5 protein-coding genes and 1 pseudogene (1 of these 6 running past the window's edge) are annotated in these 17,972 nt (G+C 49.3%); all 6 read right to left on the bottom strand.

The features are described 5' to 3' along the window. Positions 1-122: 122 nt before the first annotated feature. On the bottom strand, positions 123-1,850 hold the full coding sequence (gene tnpC, locus GmarT_RS09390) for an IS66 family transposase (protein ID WP_149302568.1): 1,728 nt from the start codon (positions 1,848-1,850) through the stop codon (positions 123-125). After that, on the bottom strand, positions 1,814-2,236 hold the full coding sequence (gene tnpB, locus GmarT_RS30335; protein ID WP_369010747.1) for an IS66 family insertion sequence element accessory protein TnpB: 423 nt from the start codon (positions 2,234-2,236) through the stop codon (positions 1,814-1,816). The genes tnpC and tnpB overlap by 37 nt, the downstream gene beginning before the upstream one ends. Before the next feature lie 20 nt (positions 2,237-2,256). After that, a complete protein-coding gene (locus GmarT_RS09380) occupies positions 2,257-2,640 on the bottom strand; it encodes a hypothetical protein (RefSeq protein WP_002643562.1) in 384 nt (127 codons plus the stop codon). A 462-nt stretch (positions 2,641-3,102) separates the two neighbouring features. Beyond that, positions 3,103-3,377, bottom strand: a pseudogene (locus GmarT_RS29900) (transposase); the annotation flags it as partial. A gap of 125 nt (positions 3,378-3,502) precedes the next feature. Beyond that, a complete protein-coding gene (locus tag GmarT_RS09370) occupies positions 3,503-4,360 on the bottom strand; it encodes a formylglycine-generating enzyme family protein (protein ID WP_002649281.1) in 858 nt (285 codons plus the stop codon). An 82-nt stretch (positions 4,361-4,442) separates the two neighbouring features. Next, positions 4,443-17,972, bottom strand: the final stretch of a protein-coding gene (locus GmarT_RS09365) for a golvesin C-terminal-like domain-containing protein (protein WP_149302566.1). Its footprint extends 24,315 nt past the window's final position; 13,530 of the gene's 37,845 nt are visible here — the last part of the coding sequence; its start codon lies beyond the right edge, outside the window; its stop codon occupies positions 4,443-4,445.

The following is a 17,972-nucleotide window of genomic DNA, read 5'->3' as shown; positions in this document are numbered from 1 at the left end:
TATTTCAGCATTTTGTTATCCAGAGACAGATCGGCGTGTCCTTCCGGTAAGCGTGCAAAATCTTTCCGTTGTGAATTATTTGGCGGGCCACTCAGGAAGCGAGGCCAGCCGCCGACGGGGGCTCAAGCAACGGCGGGGAGTTCGGCGATTGTCTGGCGGTAGTTCCAGGGCAGGAACCGTTCGGGATGGGCGGCGACTTCGCCGGGATGGCGGAAGAGTTCGGTGAGATAATCGAAGGGGTTCGCCTGATTGAGCTCGCAGGTGTGGATCAGGCTCATGAACATATCGCCGATGCGGGCTCCGTTTTGCGTGCGATAGAAAAGTGAATTTTTGCGATGGCAGATCGCTTTTTTCAGAGCCCGCTCGCAGACGTTATTGTCCAGCGGGGCTCCGGCTTTGTGCAGAAAGAGCGTCAGCTTCTCCCAGTGTCTGAGCAGGTAATTGACGGCGGTGCCCAGAGTCGAGTTCGGCTCGACGAGCCTTTCGTCGAACTGCCGATGCAGCCAACTCTTCAATTCCGTCATCGCCAGTTGGCTGTGGGCTTGATGTAACTCCAGACGTGCTTCAGAAGACAGCCCCTCTTTCCGGGCAGTGGCATCATTTTTATAGACGATCTTTAATGCTTCGAGTACGTGGCCGCACTCTGCGGGAAACAGATCGTGAATCTCCACGAACTGCCGGCGGGCATGGGCCAGGCAGTTGGCGACGATCGTCCCCAGTTCCCGGGGTATGTTCCGCGCGAGCGCATCGCACATCTGGATCGGAGACTCAAGTTCGGCTGCGCGCTGCTTGAGTACCTCGGCCAGGTTCTCGCCGGCGTGCCGATGCGAGCTGAAAAACAACGCAATGCGGCGACCATCCCGCGTGGAAATCACGCCGGAAGTGAACAGACCGGTGCGGTCCGGATTGTCCACGAAGGGAATCCGGCGTTCTCCCATCAGGGTCAGAATCTTCACGGTTGTGTCGTCGTTGTAGAGAATCGTTCCCTGAGCGGCTTCTCGCATGAGGTCTTCAAAAGCCGGATTGAGTAGAGGGGCAAAAGTGGAAACCACATCCCACTGAGTCGAGGCCGGCAGAGGAATTTCCAGGTTCCCCTGCAGACCCTGGAGGCGGTTGAAGGGAAGCCCGCTTCCGTATTTTAAAAGGCCGATCATCGCACCGGCTCTGGCATCGTATTTCTCGCGGCCGGCTTCCCGGGGAAGCGCGGCAGTGAAGACCGCGCCGCACAGACCGCAGCTGAGGCGTTCCAGTGCATAGGTCCTGGCACCCAGCGGAGCCTGGCCTGTGATCCGCACCACAGTGCGGGGCAGCTTTTGATAGAGGGTTCCCTTCCCGCATTCCAGACAAGGATCACCGGCGTGAAGCAAGGAGTGAGGGATTTCGATCTGCTCGGCCCCGCGATACGCGTCGGCTCCGTTTCGGCCGTGGCCCCTGGGAGGTGGTTTGCCGTTCCGCTTTTTGTCGGATTCGGTTTCGCCCGTGTCCCCGGTATGCTCCGAGGATTTGCCGGAGTTCGGCTCGGCATCGGCCTGATCAGAATTGCCCACGACCTGTCTGGTCTTCTCCGTCTTCGCGCCGAACAGCATCTTCTGCAGCCGGCCGATCGACATGTTCTTTTCTTGAATCAGGCCCGCCACATATTCATAGGATTCAAAAACCCGCTCGATCAGCTCCGCATCTTGATGAGCCAGCGATTGCCTGGCGCGGTCCGCCACATCCTGGAGTCGTTTGTGATCCACTTCCATGACCTCCGGTTTCTTCCGATTCATGATCCACCATCCGTGGCAAACACAGAGCCTCCAAGTCCGTTCGCTCAGTGAAGGAATACCCTGATTGTCGCAGCGTGGCAAGAGCAATTGTCTGATGCGACGATCAAGCCTGGGGGCCCACGGGCCGCCAGTCGGGGGCCCACGGGCCGCCAGTCGGGGGCAGCTCCCGTTCGCTCCGGGTTGCCGGCCGAGAACAGAACCGACAATTGATGAGCTGCCAGGCGTTGCGTGGCGGTATCTCGCGCGTCGGGCCACCAGTGAAGGCGCCCTTCGGAAAAACGCTTGTGACAGAGCCAGAAACCCTGGCCATCATACACCAGCACCTTGATGGCAGTCTTTCTGCGATTGCGAAAGCAAAACACCGTCCCCGCGAAGGGGTCTTCACCCAGGGTGTCTTTGCACAACCGTGCCAGTCCATCGATGCCCCTGCGAAAATCCGCCGGTTGGGTGGCGACCAGGATCTTCATCTGCGGTGTAATAGCCAGCATCAGTTTGAGCCTCGCAGGCTGCGTCCCACCACCGCGATATCGGCGGCCTGATAACCTGTCAGATGGACCCGCAACATTCCGGCATGGTCCTCCCACTCGATCACGCATGCGGGAGCCGGGGCAGAGACGGACGGCAATTCGACAAATGCCGCCCCGTTTTCCGCTGGTTGCTCTTCCGCCAGAAAAACCCGCTTTTTCAACGCATAGTAGTCAAGCTTCAATGACCGGGCGGTGCGTGTCACACCATATTTGCCGGCCAGCCTGACCGCCATTTCCCACAAGGGTGCGGGAATCCGCGCCCCGGGCTGTTTTGTCTCCCGCCACCCCGACAATCGATCCCGAACCCTAGCCAGATCCGGGGACAGTGCATTCTGATTCGCCATCGCCGACCTCCTGATAAGAGAAACCGCTCACGATAGCAGATTCAAAAAAAACAATCATGCACGCTTACCGGAAGGACACGATCGTCTGGAAGAACTGCTGCCGGACCAATGGCTGAAGCATCACCCGGAAGCCCACCGTCCCCGACGACGCTGAACCGGCAGTGATTCAGTTCAGACCGTTGATAGACCGTGTATTTGCTGAAACGGTTACTCCCCCGTTGCGGTCTGATCTGACAATACTGCTTGATCGCGAAAGTATACCTGCGCAGTGCAGATTCAAGGCCTTTCACCATCAAGACACTCTGGCTAGATGACCTGCCTTAAAAACCTGTACCAGTTTTTATGAAGGTTGGTCAGTGGAACGTGCCTGATCCAGAGCCACACAGGTTCTCCACTCAGAGACATGGAACTCACCCTGGATCGCGTTGACGGCGGCTCGTTTTCGGGAAGGGCTTACCAGTTTCCCTCCGAGATATATTTCAGCATTTTGTTATCCAGAGACAGATCGGCGACCAGTTCTTTCAGTCGCTTGTTCTCGTCTTCCAGTTGTTTGAGACGCTTGGCTTCTTCCGATTTCATGCCGCCGTACTGATTCCGCCAGCGCAAGTAAGTCGATTCACTGACCTCCAGGTCCCGCAGCAGCGAAGCCAGACTTTACCGGCATTCAGAATCGCATCCGCATCACGCAGCTTGCGGACAATCTGCTCGGGGTTGTGACGTTTTCTTCGCTTGTTCATCAATAGTTCTCCTCGTCAAAAGGACGCTAAGAACCTTCATCAGGGCTGGTACAAGTTTTTGAAAAGCAGACCACAATCATCTTATGCATTTATTTACCTCTGAAATTCAGATTAGAGGTAAACTATTACTCAACGATCGTCCATATTGCACGAAGAGTATGGCGTTCAAGATAAGAAAGCGGTGGAAATGAATCATCATTCATGCCATCTATAGAGAAACTACGTGCTGGAGAGCGGCTAGCTGACATACACCATACCCAATCATCTCCTTGCCATGGCCAAAGTGCGGATCCACCACCCCGAACAACATAAACCCCCTCATCAACAGAAGCTTCTTTTGAATAATCACTTCTAAATAAATCGCAGCACCATTCTCCCGTAAATAGTCCAAAAAACCCAAATTTATTTCGTTTAAAATTGATGTCTTTTGTAAACTCTTCAGAAACGTATTGTTCTAATTCTTGTCGCCCAGGCAAATAGTCACCAAAATAGAACAATTCTTTGGATAAACCACGACAGAAACATTCCCATTCTTCTTCATGAGGTAAGCGTGCGCCTATAGTACTTAAAAACTCCACAGCTTCATCATAAGATAGCCTAACAGGATTTCCAGATTCAAACTCAGCATCTTCATAAACTTCATTAGTAATATAGTGAAAGTCAGAAGGTAAGATGGGGTAGATTGAAGCAAAAATGGATTCCACTTTCGCATTATGAACAGGCCTCATACTGGAAACGCATACTGGAAGTGGATTCTTGATCGCTAGGGCTTTTTCCTCTTCTCTTTTAGACAACCCCATTTTGAATTCATTTGAAGGAATTAATTTCACTTGTAGATTACTTATTTTATGACAAAAAGTTGGAAGAATATCTATTCCATCCCCAAGTTTTATAAATTTGAAATCGGAATTTTTTTCCTCAATTTCTAAGCAATATTCTTTTTGTTTTTCCTGATTTAATTCTAAATATAACAATAAATCCATATCTAAATCCCGATCATAAACTAACTAAAACTATTGTATTGTATTTTAGTCGAAATATAAAAAACTCAATATTTCAATCATTTTAAAATGGAATATTTGGATCATGAATTTTTCCATTTTTATAAATTGTTGCACCATTTTCACCCAGATATTGAATTGTCATATTAAATTTTTGCGAAGCCCATCTCATAATTCCTCTGCAGTGAGAGCATGGAGCAAGAATTCCATCAATATTTAAAAACCGTCCAGGTTGGAGTAGATTACTATCATATAAATCTGAAATTATTTTACCTTCAGTATGTGCATACCACGACTGCTCAGGAAAGGTTAATTTACCAGGATTCGAAAAATCTGTTCCACTAGTTTCAATATCTCTTGCAATTAATTTGCCACTAGGGTCTCTTAACTCCCACTCGGCATAATGCCCTTCGCTTGATGCATAATTGAAATTATTACCAAAGCCATTACTACCTCTATTGACAGAAAATGCACCACTTAACCCTAATGCAACTGGTTTTGCATAAAGATAAGCCCATTGAGCAAGCCACCCCGCTATCACAGGAGTATCAATAGCCCATGGGACCACTTGCTCTACTGTTTTGATTCTACCAACACCAACTGCAACTAGCCCCCCTCCTCCAACAAAAGGAACTGCTGGTGGCGTTGGTGGTCTCTTAATCCCTAATAGTGATAGAACTGCAAAACCAAAGTCTACAGCACTCCAAACAGAGTAAAGTATTCCATCTAGCAACTTTCCAGTTCTAAAGGAATGAAATGCCATTAACCCATGTTGAATACCTGCAGCTCCATTCAAAATGAAGGAAACGGCATTTAAATATGGCATCGCCGCTGAAAAAGCATTCCCCATTGCAGATATCAATCCTTGAAGAGTCTCCAAGCCACTTGGATCTGTTCCATTAATTGGATCTGCTTGAGTGTAGAGGTATTTATGTAAACTTTGGGGGTCTTGAGTGTGCCCTGAAAACGGATCCAAGCGGTTAAATCGACCAGTAGTGGCATCATAGTACCGCGCTCTCAAATATTGCTGACTGATCTTAGCATCAAATTGCTCACCACTGTAGAGATAACTAGTCGCTGCCTGACTAGCTGACATATTCAGCAGATTGCCATATGCATCATAGAAGAAGAGCTGCTCTACTCCAGCAATGCTGGCAATAGCACCTGCAGCATCAGCCAGAACACGTGTACTACCATGTCCATCGGCCAGGAAGTAGAGCGTCTGTGTTGTTTGGGGAGATCCACTCACATACTCAATGGTTGTCTGGCTGATCTGATCATGACCGATTGTGTAAATCACACGTTTTGTGATCACACCGTTCTCATCATATTCAGTTTCCTGAATGACCTGAGAATAGCCTGTAAAGTTATAGGGATCATTCAGATATTCAGTTTTGGTTGTCTCATCGACAATACCATCGGCATCGGTATCTACCTCATACAGAGCGGACACACGAATTCCCCTCGCATCGTAATCATACGTCGTTTTTTCGATACGGGTCGCTGTTCCGGTCCCATCCAGAGTGGTGATAGTGACCGTTTCCATCCGCCCCTGGAGGTCATAGGTAAATGAAGTCGTTGACTGGTTGACTCCCCCTTCACTGACCGTTTTTCCGGTCTGTTGAGTACCGGTATAGCTGTAGCTCGTGGTACTGGTGGATTCAACAGATCCATCATTGTTATCGTCCAGTTCTGTCGTTTCAGAAAGCAGACGATCATTTGCATCATAGCTGTATGTGGTTGTCTTTTTATCGATGTCCCCGTCACCATCAAAATCTTTTTCGACCTGCTGCTCCAGACGGTTCCCGGTTAAGTCGTATGTAAAATGGGATGACTGATCTAATAGATCGTCATAATGACTGAAGACTTCATCGATCAAGCGTCCTGCTTCGTCATACGTCCAGTCAGTGGTTATTGTCTTGATTTCACTGGATTCGAACTGGCCATTCTCGTTTTCGTCGCGGTAAATTGTCTCGGTTTCTTTCGTCCGCTTACCATCGGCCCGCACTACGTATTCAAAGACAATTTTGTCATTGTCCGACAGATCTTCCGGTGTCTCATCGGTCTGGTAATGCGTCAGCGTTTGCAGGCGATTCAGTTCGTCGTAGGTGTAATCGGTAATTACCCCATTGGGCAGAATCGTCTGATCCAGGTTCCCTACCAGGTCATACTCATAGGTTGTGGTTTCCGGAACCGCCAGCACCTCGTCATTGCGTTCAACAACACTCACTGTCGCCAGGCGTCCCAGAGCATCATAGGTATAGAGTGTATCGGTGACCGGGTCACTCGGATCACCAGTATAGGTGCGGGTTTTACGACCATACTGATCGTATTCGTAATTGACGACCCCTTCCGGTGAATCAACCTGGATCACCTGCCCTTGGGAATCGTAGACTGTTGTAGTGGTTCGGGTTTCACTGGCTAACTGCTGTGTGACACTGACTTCGCGACCGAATGCGTCATACACATAAGAGAAGATTTCATAAGGTATTCCGCTACCAGATTGAAAACTGGCTGCGTCATTGAAGAACTGTTTTTGTGTTAATCTTCCTGAACCACTTTGACTGTCATCATAAATGTATTTTGTAATGACTCCTTCAAATGAAGTATGAGTCAACATCCGTTCCCGCGCATCATAGGTAAAATTTTCAACTGAGCCATCTGGTAATGTACGGCTCAGTTGTTTTCCACGCTCATCATAGGTAAATAAAGTCTGATTACCCAATGGGTCCGTGATGGAGGTTTGATTCCCTAAAGCGTCATAGGTGTATTTATAGGTGGGGTTGATTGATTGTCCGCTATTCTCTGGATCAGTGACAGCAGGCAGAATAACTTTAATTAATCGATCCTGCTCATCATATTCATACGACTTGGTTTGTCCCATCGCATTGGTTTCAGCAACCAGATGCCCCAAGTCATCGTATTCGCTAGTAATGAATAAATCGTTTTGATAAATCGTCTTTGTCTGGTTTCCGAATTCATCATATTCATAGCTTGTAATTCGTTCTCCGGAACGGTCAATTGTTCCGTCTAGTAATTGCACAAGATTGGCATGGACCGATTCAACATATCCCTGATAGCTATATTTGAGTTCACTTCTATCCCGCTGAATTATTCCATCTACAACTGTTTCCGGTCCAATTATCGCCGTTTTACGACGAAGAGAATCATACTCATAATCAACAATCTTACCTGTATCTGAAATAGTCTGTGTGACCAGGCCTTGATCATTGTATTTTGTTATTGCATATGAGATCTCAGTTCCAGCTGAAATTAATATTGATTCGCCATCAACCAAGTCTATCTGTAAACCTTCGACAACGGCTTCACGAAATTGTCTTCCGTTACTGTCATATTCAATTTGACGAGCAGTAATCGAAGATGTTTCTCCTTCCAAATATTCATCTGTTGAAATGGCAACTTGGCCAGTTGAATTATAAATTGTACGAGTCACTAACCAGACAACATTACCAGACTCATCCTGTGATTGACGACGAGTCTCAGATATCTGGCCCTTAGAATTATAGGTATAGTGTATCTCGTTTCCATTAGGGTCAACACTTGTTATTAAGCGACTTAATTGGTCATAATCTTTTATAGATTTCGTAAGTGTTGAACCTTTAGATACAAGGATACTTTCCCCATTTCTAATCGCTATATCGATTCCACTTACAGTTTCATACTCTAGAACATTTCCAACAGGATCATATGTTGTTATAGATCCATAAATTGGATTGAAAGTACCTTCATTATATGGATCAGTAGACGCGACAAGCCGACCAACAACATCATAAACATACTTTGAAATCAACCATACTGTCCCTCCATTACCATCAGTCATCTCTGTCCGTTTTTGAATCAGTTGACCACGATTATCATAAAGGTATTCAGTCAAATCCCCATTTTGATCTAAACTACTCGTAATCTGCCTTGTCAGGTTAAAGTTAAATTCTTCTGAATCTGTAACATACTGCTTATCAACTTCGACATGCTCAAATCCTGATTCAATGAAATGTCCCACAGGTAAATTGGCTTTGAGAGTTTTAAGAATATTTCGTTCTTCATCATAGTATGTCAAAACGAGCAATTGAGTCTTGTTTACACCTTCCCCATAAAAAGTCCATTCGGCAATAGTGTCACCATTAGTGTTATATGCATACTGAGTAATTTGTCCTGTTCGATCCGTTCTTGTTAGAACTTCACCATAATCATTGTGAGTAGTCTCAAAGATAATACTGTTATCTGTATCTCTTAACTCTATTACATTTCCTTGGCTGTCATATATAACATGAGTGATATTACCTGATACATCAGTCAATTCACTAGGAAGACTATTTCGACCATAGTTGGTTGAAACAGAATTTCCATACTGGTTCGTTTGAGACTGAATTTTGCCATTTTGATCGTAAGTTGATACCGTTGTGTTCCCAAAATAATCTCGATAGGAAATCAACTGGCCGTTCTCGTCATATTGATAGGTAATTGTTAAATCGTTTTCCTCACCGTTTGCTTGAGAATCTATCTGACCAACAATTTTTGTCTCGGTTGCCAAGTTATTATGTTCATCATATGTTCGTATTGTCATTCCACCTATTGGATTAACTTCTTGAACAATATTTCCCGAATCGTCAAAAGTTATAATTGTTGTATTACCAAGTTGATCTGAAATTTTCTGCTGCTTAGTACCAAGGCTCCAGTCGTATTCAATCGAATTCCCATCAGAATCAATAGCTTTAATTAAACGTCCATCTGAGTCATACTCGGTCTTCGCAGCAGATCTCCCCAACGGATCTATGATTTCGTCTAAATAATGCTCCGGATCATTCACGTCATCCAGGTAAGTAAACTGGGTCGTTGCTCCTATACGATCCGTCATGGAAATTAAGTTTCCATCGGTATCGTAGGAATACTCCAAACGGTTGCCTGTGGGGTCGATAATCGCACTAATACGTCCTGCATAATCACGCTCGAACTCAATACTTCGACCAGCATTACTTTCAATTCCCATACCGGTAAATGTAATCTGATTTCCATTCAAATCTGTGATTGTGGAAAGATCTCCAGTTTCGGCATTGATAGCAAGTTCGACCCCATTTCTCAGGATGAGTGTATAAGCCCCTCCCAAAAGAGGATTGGCAGGTGAATAACCAATGCCTGTTTCCATATCAATGTAGCCATCACCTAATTTTCGAATGTAGCGTTTACCTACTATCAACTGGCTTTTAACTCCGACATCGGGTACAAACATTGGGAGATAATCAGCCGTCTGAATAAATCCGGAAACCTGCTTTTGAGGTTTAAATGTAAAGCCCTCTTCCGTACCGTCAGGCAAGGTAACTACAATACGTGTTCCATCTTCAAAGATCGGGTATCCGGATAGTCCAGGATCTCCTCCTTCTGGTAGAATAATGCGTACTTTGGTGTTGCTGAAATCCAACGACCAACCATATCCAAAATCTCCTTCAATATCGGAATTAAGTGTGTCATATGTTCGCGTCACTGTAATCGGAATCCCCGACACAGGAACTTCCAAGTCAGTGAAAGAGACTGTCATATTCCCCAGCTTCAGATTTCCGTCTACCTTGATCACTTCGCTGTCGTATGACACGTTGCCGCCGGCGTCGGTGGCTTCCAGTTCGATGGTGTAGATGCCGTTTCGCAGTAGCGTGGGGTCGAAGCGGCCGATGACTTCGTTCGTCAATTCGCCGATTCCGCTGGCGATAATTTTAGTTGCGCCGCCGTCGTGGGGGATGGCGGAGAGAGTCCAGCTCAGGTTGTCGAGTGAATCGTCGGTTACCGAACCGAGGATGTCAATCGGCGCTGTGATTTCCTGGTAATAACTGAGCGAAGTCAGCGTCACAGTCGGTGGGTTCTGATCGCTGGGGTCCAGGACCTGCAGTTCGACCGGGGTGGCGGTGCCTTCGTTGCCCGCTTCATCAACGGCGCTGGCGGTAAAGGTCAGCGTGCCCAGCATGTCTTCCGTCAGCGTGAGTCGGGCGATTCCGTTCGCGTCGATGGCCAGCGTCTGATTGAGCACGGTTGTCGTTTCGTTCAGAGTCACGCTGTAAAGCGTCAACGTGCGGGCAGTGACACCTACCTGATCAGTGGCGAAGACCTGAATCGAAAGTTCTTCCCCAATCTTGTCACTGTTATTTAACAGCGTGATCGTCACATCCGGTGCCGTCTGGTCGGCTTCCACGGTGATACTGAATTCCTCAGTGACCGGTGTGCCCCGTCCGTCGGAGACAGTCACCGTCACGTCGTACGGCGTGGCCGAGATATCGTCGATGTCGGTCTGCCAGTTGATCAGGCCGTAAGTACTGTCGATTGTCATGCCACGATCGAGGGACGCCTGATCGAGCGAGTATGTCAGCGGGTCTGCGTTCCCGTCCCAGGCATAGACGCCGTAATTGAAGTAGGCACCGGCGGAAAGCGTGATATCGCCAATCTCTCCCACATCAGGCAGTTCATTGACAGGCTGCACGCGGACGCTGTAACTCTGGGTTGACGTCAGACTGCCATCACTGGCGACGACTTTGAACTGTACCAGTTGCCCGATGAGCGACACATCAGGCGTCCAGGCAATGACTCCCGTATTCGTATCGAAGGTCATGTCTGCCAGCAGCGGATCCGGGGCGACCAGCGAGAAGGTAATCGTATCGCTGAGGTTCGGATCGAAAGCATCCACATCGTAGGTATAGAGCGCCCCTGCTTCGGCTTCGACGGCCGGTCTGGTGGTGATGTAAGGTGCGAAGTTCGGCGGAGCCCCCAGGACTTCCACATCATACAGTTGAGCAACCCCCAGACCGTATTCATCGAACACATTCACATGAATGCGATACGTGCCTGCTGTTGTGGGGGTCCAGTCAATCTCGCCTGTGGCGGAATTGATCGTGATGCCGGTCGCCGTGGTCTGATCGCCGAGTGAATACGTCAGCGTATTACCATCGGGGTCGTTAGCCAGTACGGTGTAGTCATAGCTGTCGTTGATCACAAGTTGCGTAGGCGGACGGGAGGTAATCATCGGCGGACGATTCACACTGCGGACCGTGAGCGTCACGGTCTGGTCCACGCCGGCTCCATAGGTATCCACGAGCCGGACTGTCATCGTGTGTTCGCCTAGATCGTCAATCGAAGGAGTCCACTGGACGAGCCCGGTTTTCGCATCAATGGTCATGCCGTCAGGTGCATTGACCAGACGGAACAGGATTGTATCACCGTCCGCATCGACGCCGTTGGCATCGTAGGTGTAGGTTTTACCAACCACCAGATTGGTAGACGGAGAAGTTGTGAACTGTGGCGCGGTATTGACGAATTCACTGACCACATTGATGTCGTACGATGCCTGCACACTGCCACCCCGCCCATCTTCGACCAGGATCGTGAAGGTGTGCGGCGAGCCGGCGACATCGGCGCCCGTGGGCGTCCAGTCGAGCAGCCCCTTCGAATCGAGCACCATGCCTGCAGGGCCGGAAACGAGCGTATAAGAGAGAGTGTCGCCGTCCGAATCGAAGGCTTCCACCTGATACAGAAATCGCTGATCGACCTGCACCTGAGAACGAGGAGCTGAAGTAAGCACAGGGGCGTTATTATTGACCGGGTCAATCACCTGCAGCTGGTAAGTTTGTGAGCCAGTGGCACCGTCCTGGTCGGTGGCGGTAACCGTAAAGCTGTAGAGTCCGGGTGTGCTGGAGGTCCAGTTCAACAGGCCGGTTTCGGCGTCGATGGTTGCCCCAGCGGGACTGTCGGTCAGAGCGAATGTCACTGTATCGCCGGGGTTCGGGTCACTGGCGCTGACTTCATAACTGTAAGCGACATTGATATCGACGGATTGATCCGGCGTGGAAGTGATGACGGGAGCCGCATTCTTCAGCACAACCAGGCTGAAGGTCTGAGAAGCTGCGGCACCATGCGAATCGGTCGCGATGACGGTTATAGAGTAAGTGCCATCATCCGCCGGCGTCCAGGTCAGCTGACCAGTTGTGGCGTTAATTGCCATATTACCGACTACGGATACCGGATCGAGCGACCAGGTAATGACATCGCCGTTCGGATCACTGGCGATGGCCCGGTACTGGTAGGCACGATCTTTGATCGCAGGACCGGTGGGAGTGGAGGTAATCTCCGGACCTTCGTTGAGCACCACGGGAGCCGTCACGAGCAGCGTGAAGGTTTGCGTTGACTGCAGACCTGCCGGGTCTTCAACGACCAGTTCCACACTGTACTCACCTAGCGTCTGTGGCGACCAGCTGATGAGGCCGTCGTCATCGATGGACATTCCAGCGGGTGCTGAGTTCAGCGAGTAGATCAAGTCATCTCCATTCGGATCATAGGCATCGATCTGATACTGATAAACCTGATTCAATTCCACCGAAGTTACCGGAATCGAATCAATCACGGGTGACTGATTCGGAGGTACAACCGTTTCTACTTCCAGAGTGAACGACTGCGTACGGTAGCCGCCAGCGCTGTCGCTGACTTTGATTTCGATATCGACAGGGTCGGTCGTTGTGGGTGTCCAGGTCAATAAGCCGTTGGCATCAATCTGCATGTCATCGGGCAATACACCCGGTGAGAGCAGTTCGTACTGCAGAGCATGGCCGTCTACATCGGTGGCGATCACCTGATAAGACCATTGAGTACCCACATAGGCAGGCCCGGTCGGCTGTGAGTTGATTTCCGGATTTGCATTATTGACGGCAATCGTAAAGGAGTGCGTTGCGGTTAAACCGTTACCATCGTCGACAGTTACCACCACCGGGTACGAACCAACGGTATCTGGAGTCCAGAGAATGCGTCCGGTTGTGGCATTGATTGTCATGCCACGCGTTAAAGAATCCTCGTCGAGGGAGTAAGTCAGCGTATCCCCATTCGGATCAGTCGCCTGAACGAGGTAGGACCAGTATTCGTTGACCCTGATATTTGTTGTCGGGGTCGAGGTCACTTCCGGAGGCAGGTTGTGCTCGACAACATCGACTTCAAAGGTTTGCGTGGTGATGCCGTCAGCGTTGTCATCTACAGACACCGTAATCGTATATCGTCCCGCGACAGAAGGGGTCCAGGTCAGACTGCCGTTTCCATCGATACTGATATCTTCGCCGGCGACATCAGACTGGACATCGAAAGTAATGGTCGGATCGCCGTCTGGTTCATTATAGGTCACATCGTATGTCCAGAGCTCACCCGCGTAGATGGGCCCTTCCGGCACTGAAGTGATTGTTGGTAGTGCACCGCCGCCACCTGAAGTCGGCGCAGTAATAACAGGGACTGTGAAGCTCTGTTCCGCATAGCCGCCGAAGCCGTCTTCCACGCGGACCGTGAAGCTGAGGCCATCCGGGTTCTGTGCTGCGACCGGCGTCCAGCTGATGGTACCGGTCTGATCATCAAAGCTGACACCTGCCGGCAGAGTTTCCGGAGACACCAGTGAGTAGGTCAGCATGTCATTATCAGGATCGGTGGCATCAATTACATAAGTCCACAACTGCCCCTCAATGGCGGGCCCTGAGGGAATGGAGGTAATCTCGGGTGCTTCATTATGTCGCACTGCAGGAATGGTAACGCTTTGTGTCGCTAAGCCACCATTCCCGTCCGAGACTTCGACAGTGAAGCTCAATTCTGTTTCACCGGTCGAAGGTGTCCAGATCAAAATTCCTGTCTGATCATCAAAGCTGACATTTCCGGGCAGCGTTTCAGGAGACAGCAGACTGTATGTCAACGTATCATCGTCTGCGTCGCTGGCACTGATCTGATAGGACCAGGCTTCATCAATGTAAGCGGGGCCGGTCGGTACCGATGTGATTTCCGGCCCATGATTTAGAGTAATGACGGGCAGCGTGAAGGTCTGAATGAACTGGTTTGCCGCTTCATCCGTTACCGTGATGGATATACTCTGATTTCCCGCTACGGGCGGATTGGTCCAGGTCAGAAGACCGGTGGTGCTGTCGATGGTAATACCGACCGCTTCCGACGCGGAATCCACGGAATACGTCAGCGTTTCTCCCTCGGGATCAAAAGCAGTCACCTGGTATGAGTAAGAGGTTCCCACCACTGCCGGTCCCGTGGGAATCGAGGTAATTTCAGGAGGATCGTTTTGCACAGGAACCGCAACCGCTGGTACTGTAAAGGACTGTTCCCTCCAGGACCCTGCCGAATCGGTAACCCGAACCGTAAACGACTGGCTGGTTCCCACATCACCGACTGCAGGCGTCCAGGTCAATGTATGTGTCACGGTATCAAATTCAATCACCCCGGTGACCTGTTCGGGCGACATAAGTGAATAGAACAGAGCAGCATCATCGCTGTCCACGTCCGTTGCTGTCACCGTATAGGTCCACGGCAATTCTGCGTAGGCAGGCCCCGACGGTCTTGAAGTGATGACCGGAGGTTCGCTGACTACCACCGGCGTTTTTACGGGCAGTGTGAAGGACTGGGTGGTAACCGCCCCCTGCCCGTCATCGGCAGAGATGGTCACAGCGACATCACCCAGGTGCAGCGCAGTCCAAGTGAGGACATTTCCGGTCAGGATCATTCCCCGTGCAAGCGAATCTGCATCCAGGCTGAGGGTTACGGTGTCCGAGAGATTCGGATCGGAGACTACAATATTATAAATATAGACTTCGCCCACAAAGGCCGGAGCCGGTGGATTGCTTTCAAAGACCGGTGCGGCATTATTGCGAACTGGCAAGACAAACTGCAGAGTTGCCGTACCGCCCCGCTGATCGTCGACAGTCACTTCCACCTGATAGTCGCCTGTCGCGGTGGCGGTCCAGGAGACCAGACCGGTGGAGTCGATTGTCATGCCACGATCGAGCGATGCCTGGTCCAGACGATAAACAAGAATGTCACCATTCGGATCACTGGCTTCGACCTGATACGTCCAGAGCAGATCCAGACCGGCCGCTTCAATGGGAGTAGGAGTGATTTCGGGTGCTTCGTTGGTTGAGGTAACATTTAGTTCGAAGACCTGGACAGCCACGCCGCCTAAAGCGTCTGTGACGCGCGCGACCACGGTGGTGTATCCCAGCTGTTTATAGGTCGGCTTCCAGGCGATCATCCCGGTATCGCCATCAATTGCCATTCCTTCGGGAGCAACAGAAAGTTCATACGTCAACCGGTCTCCTTCGGCATCGGTGGCATCCAGATCATACAGGTAAGTCACACCTTCCAGTGCCGAAAGTGGTGCCGAAGATGTGATCACAGGTCGGTTATTTGTGAATTCAGCCGGTTCATTAACGGTAATCGTAAAGCTGGTTTCATCGATGCCACCAAAACTGTCGAGTACGCGGGCCTTTATCGTATATATCCCCTCCTGTTCCTCTGTCGGATTCCAGTAGACAACTCCCGTAGTCGAATCAATTGTCATGCCAACGGGAATCGGTGCTCCGTTGGCAGTGTCGTCAACGAGATAGAACCAAAGGGCATCTCCGTCTGTATCGGATCCAGTCAACTGAATTGTGATTTCGCGATCGGTTTCAGTGGTAATGTCGGCTATATCATCGATCACAGGATCAACATTGTCTGCCCCGGTTTCGGTTACCGTAACAGTCCAGGTTTGAGTGTCCTGGCCACCATTTCCATCGGTCACCAAAGCTGTGAAGGTGTATTCACCCGTGTCTTCTGGATACCAGGTCATGATGCCGGTTTCGGAATTGATTAGAGCTCCATGAGTATCACCAACCAGTTCGTAAGTGAGCGTATCACCATCCACATCCAGGGCATTCACATCGTAGAGATAACCCAGCTGAATCGTAGTTGGAATCGAGCCAAATACAATCCCTGGTTCATCCTGCTGAACAAACTGGAGATCAAATGAATGACCTTCTGTAGTTCCCGTAAATTGAACCGTAAATGTGGCAACCCCATCTTCCACCTGCTCATCCAGGATCGTGAATTCAACGGAAGGGTCTGTTGCAACGAGATCAAGATCCTGCTGATCATAAATGTTCTGCGTCAATGTTGATACAAAAGCTTTAGAAAATGCGATTGCGTTCAGAGTCTCATCTAAAGTCGTAACTCCGTATTGTCCACGAAACTGGTCAATACTCCAGGCCGTTCCCCCGGCTGCGTACGCAAGATCCACATACTCTTCTTCAGTCCCATAATTATCGGCTTCGGTACTTTGGGGATGGGGAGGATAAGATCGTAGCGGTTTGTAAAACAGATTTTCATTTACGATTGTCGTATAATAATCGCCATATCCGGCAATCAGTCGGAGATCAAATTCGCCATTTCCTGCCAGCAGATTGGGATTGATACTCAAAGAAAATTCGCCAGTATATTTATCCGCGATTGCAACGGGATCAAAGACTCCATCAGAATTGTAATCGATTTCGATTCGGTACAAATCTGCGTTCAGACTTAAATCCACAATACCGGCAAGTGTTGCTGTGGAATTTTTAAGATAGTAGGAATCGAAGCCGACTCCGGTAAATGTGATTAAAGCTGAAGCATCCAGTGTTTCCCAAGACAGCGTTTGAGTATCATCGTCAGTCAGCCGGACATTAATGGAACCGCTAGAGGGAATCTGAGCTGCATTGAGTGCAACACTGAAGACACCAGTGGTCGCATTCGCAGACGTTGACGCATCTGCGGAACCATCCTGGTCATAGTCGATCTCAATCAGATAATCGGTATAGCCTTGTGAAAGATCAACAATCCCCGAGAGCACCCCTGTCTGATCATCAAGGTTCAGCTCATCAAAACCTTCATATCTCATCATCGAAATCCAGGGCAAGTCAAATTCGTCGGCCACTTTCACATTAAAGTCAAGATTTGCAGGTACCGAGCCGCTATCCAATACAATACTGAATTCGTATTCTGCATTCGGATAGACACTCTCATCCGGAGATCCATTTTTATCATAATCCACGTACACAACAGGAGTGAACCAGGGGAGACCCGGGTCTAAAGTCCCTGATAGTACATGCGTATTTTCATCATAGTTAATTTCTAAAAAGCCGTTGACTTCTGCTGACAATAAATTTGAAGCATCGACTGCTTGTGAAGATAACGTATTGTAACTGTTATCCGAAAAGAACGCCGCATCCGAAGCAGTTTCCCCAGTCAGGCCCAGAGCGCTGGGAACATCGTCCGGGTAGAAAGAAATATTGGTGTAATTATTCAGAGTATAATCAACTTCAATAACTGGAATCTGGTATCCCAGACTCATATCAAAGACACCAGACACAGTGCCCGTCACTTCATCAAATGAAATGGATTCAAAGCCTGGTACATTCGTCAGGGTCGTGTCCGCCAGCGTGATCCATTCCGGATCCAGTTCAAACTCATAGTAGTCATTAAGTCGAACCTGAACCGTTCCACTCGCATCAATCAGACCAGGATCAAGCGTATAACTGAAGCTGCCTTCATCTGGATGCGCATTGATATCCAGCATCACCATGCTATGCAGGGTTGCTCCGATGGCGTTCAGCTGCTCCAGCATATTGTTATAGTTGAGTGACTGATTTACCACATCGCGATTCTCATCTGTGATCAGAATCACATTCACGGCAGCATCTTCACGGAATGGCAACGACAAAGCCCCGGCTAGACCGTTATAACCATCTTCTGTTCCCGATGTATCTACCGTTGAGAC

It is taken from the genome of Gimesia maris, assembly GCF_008298035.1.
Taxonomy (GTDB): Bacteria; Planctomycetota; Planctomycetia; order Planctomycetales; family Planctomycetaceae; genus Gimesia; species Gimesia maris.
The sequence above is the reverse complement of the archived record's forward strand: the minus strand, read 5'-3'. Positions and strand labels throughout refer to the sequence as shown.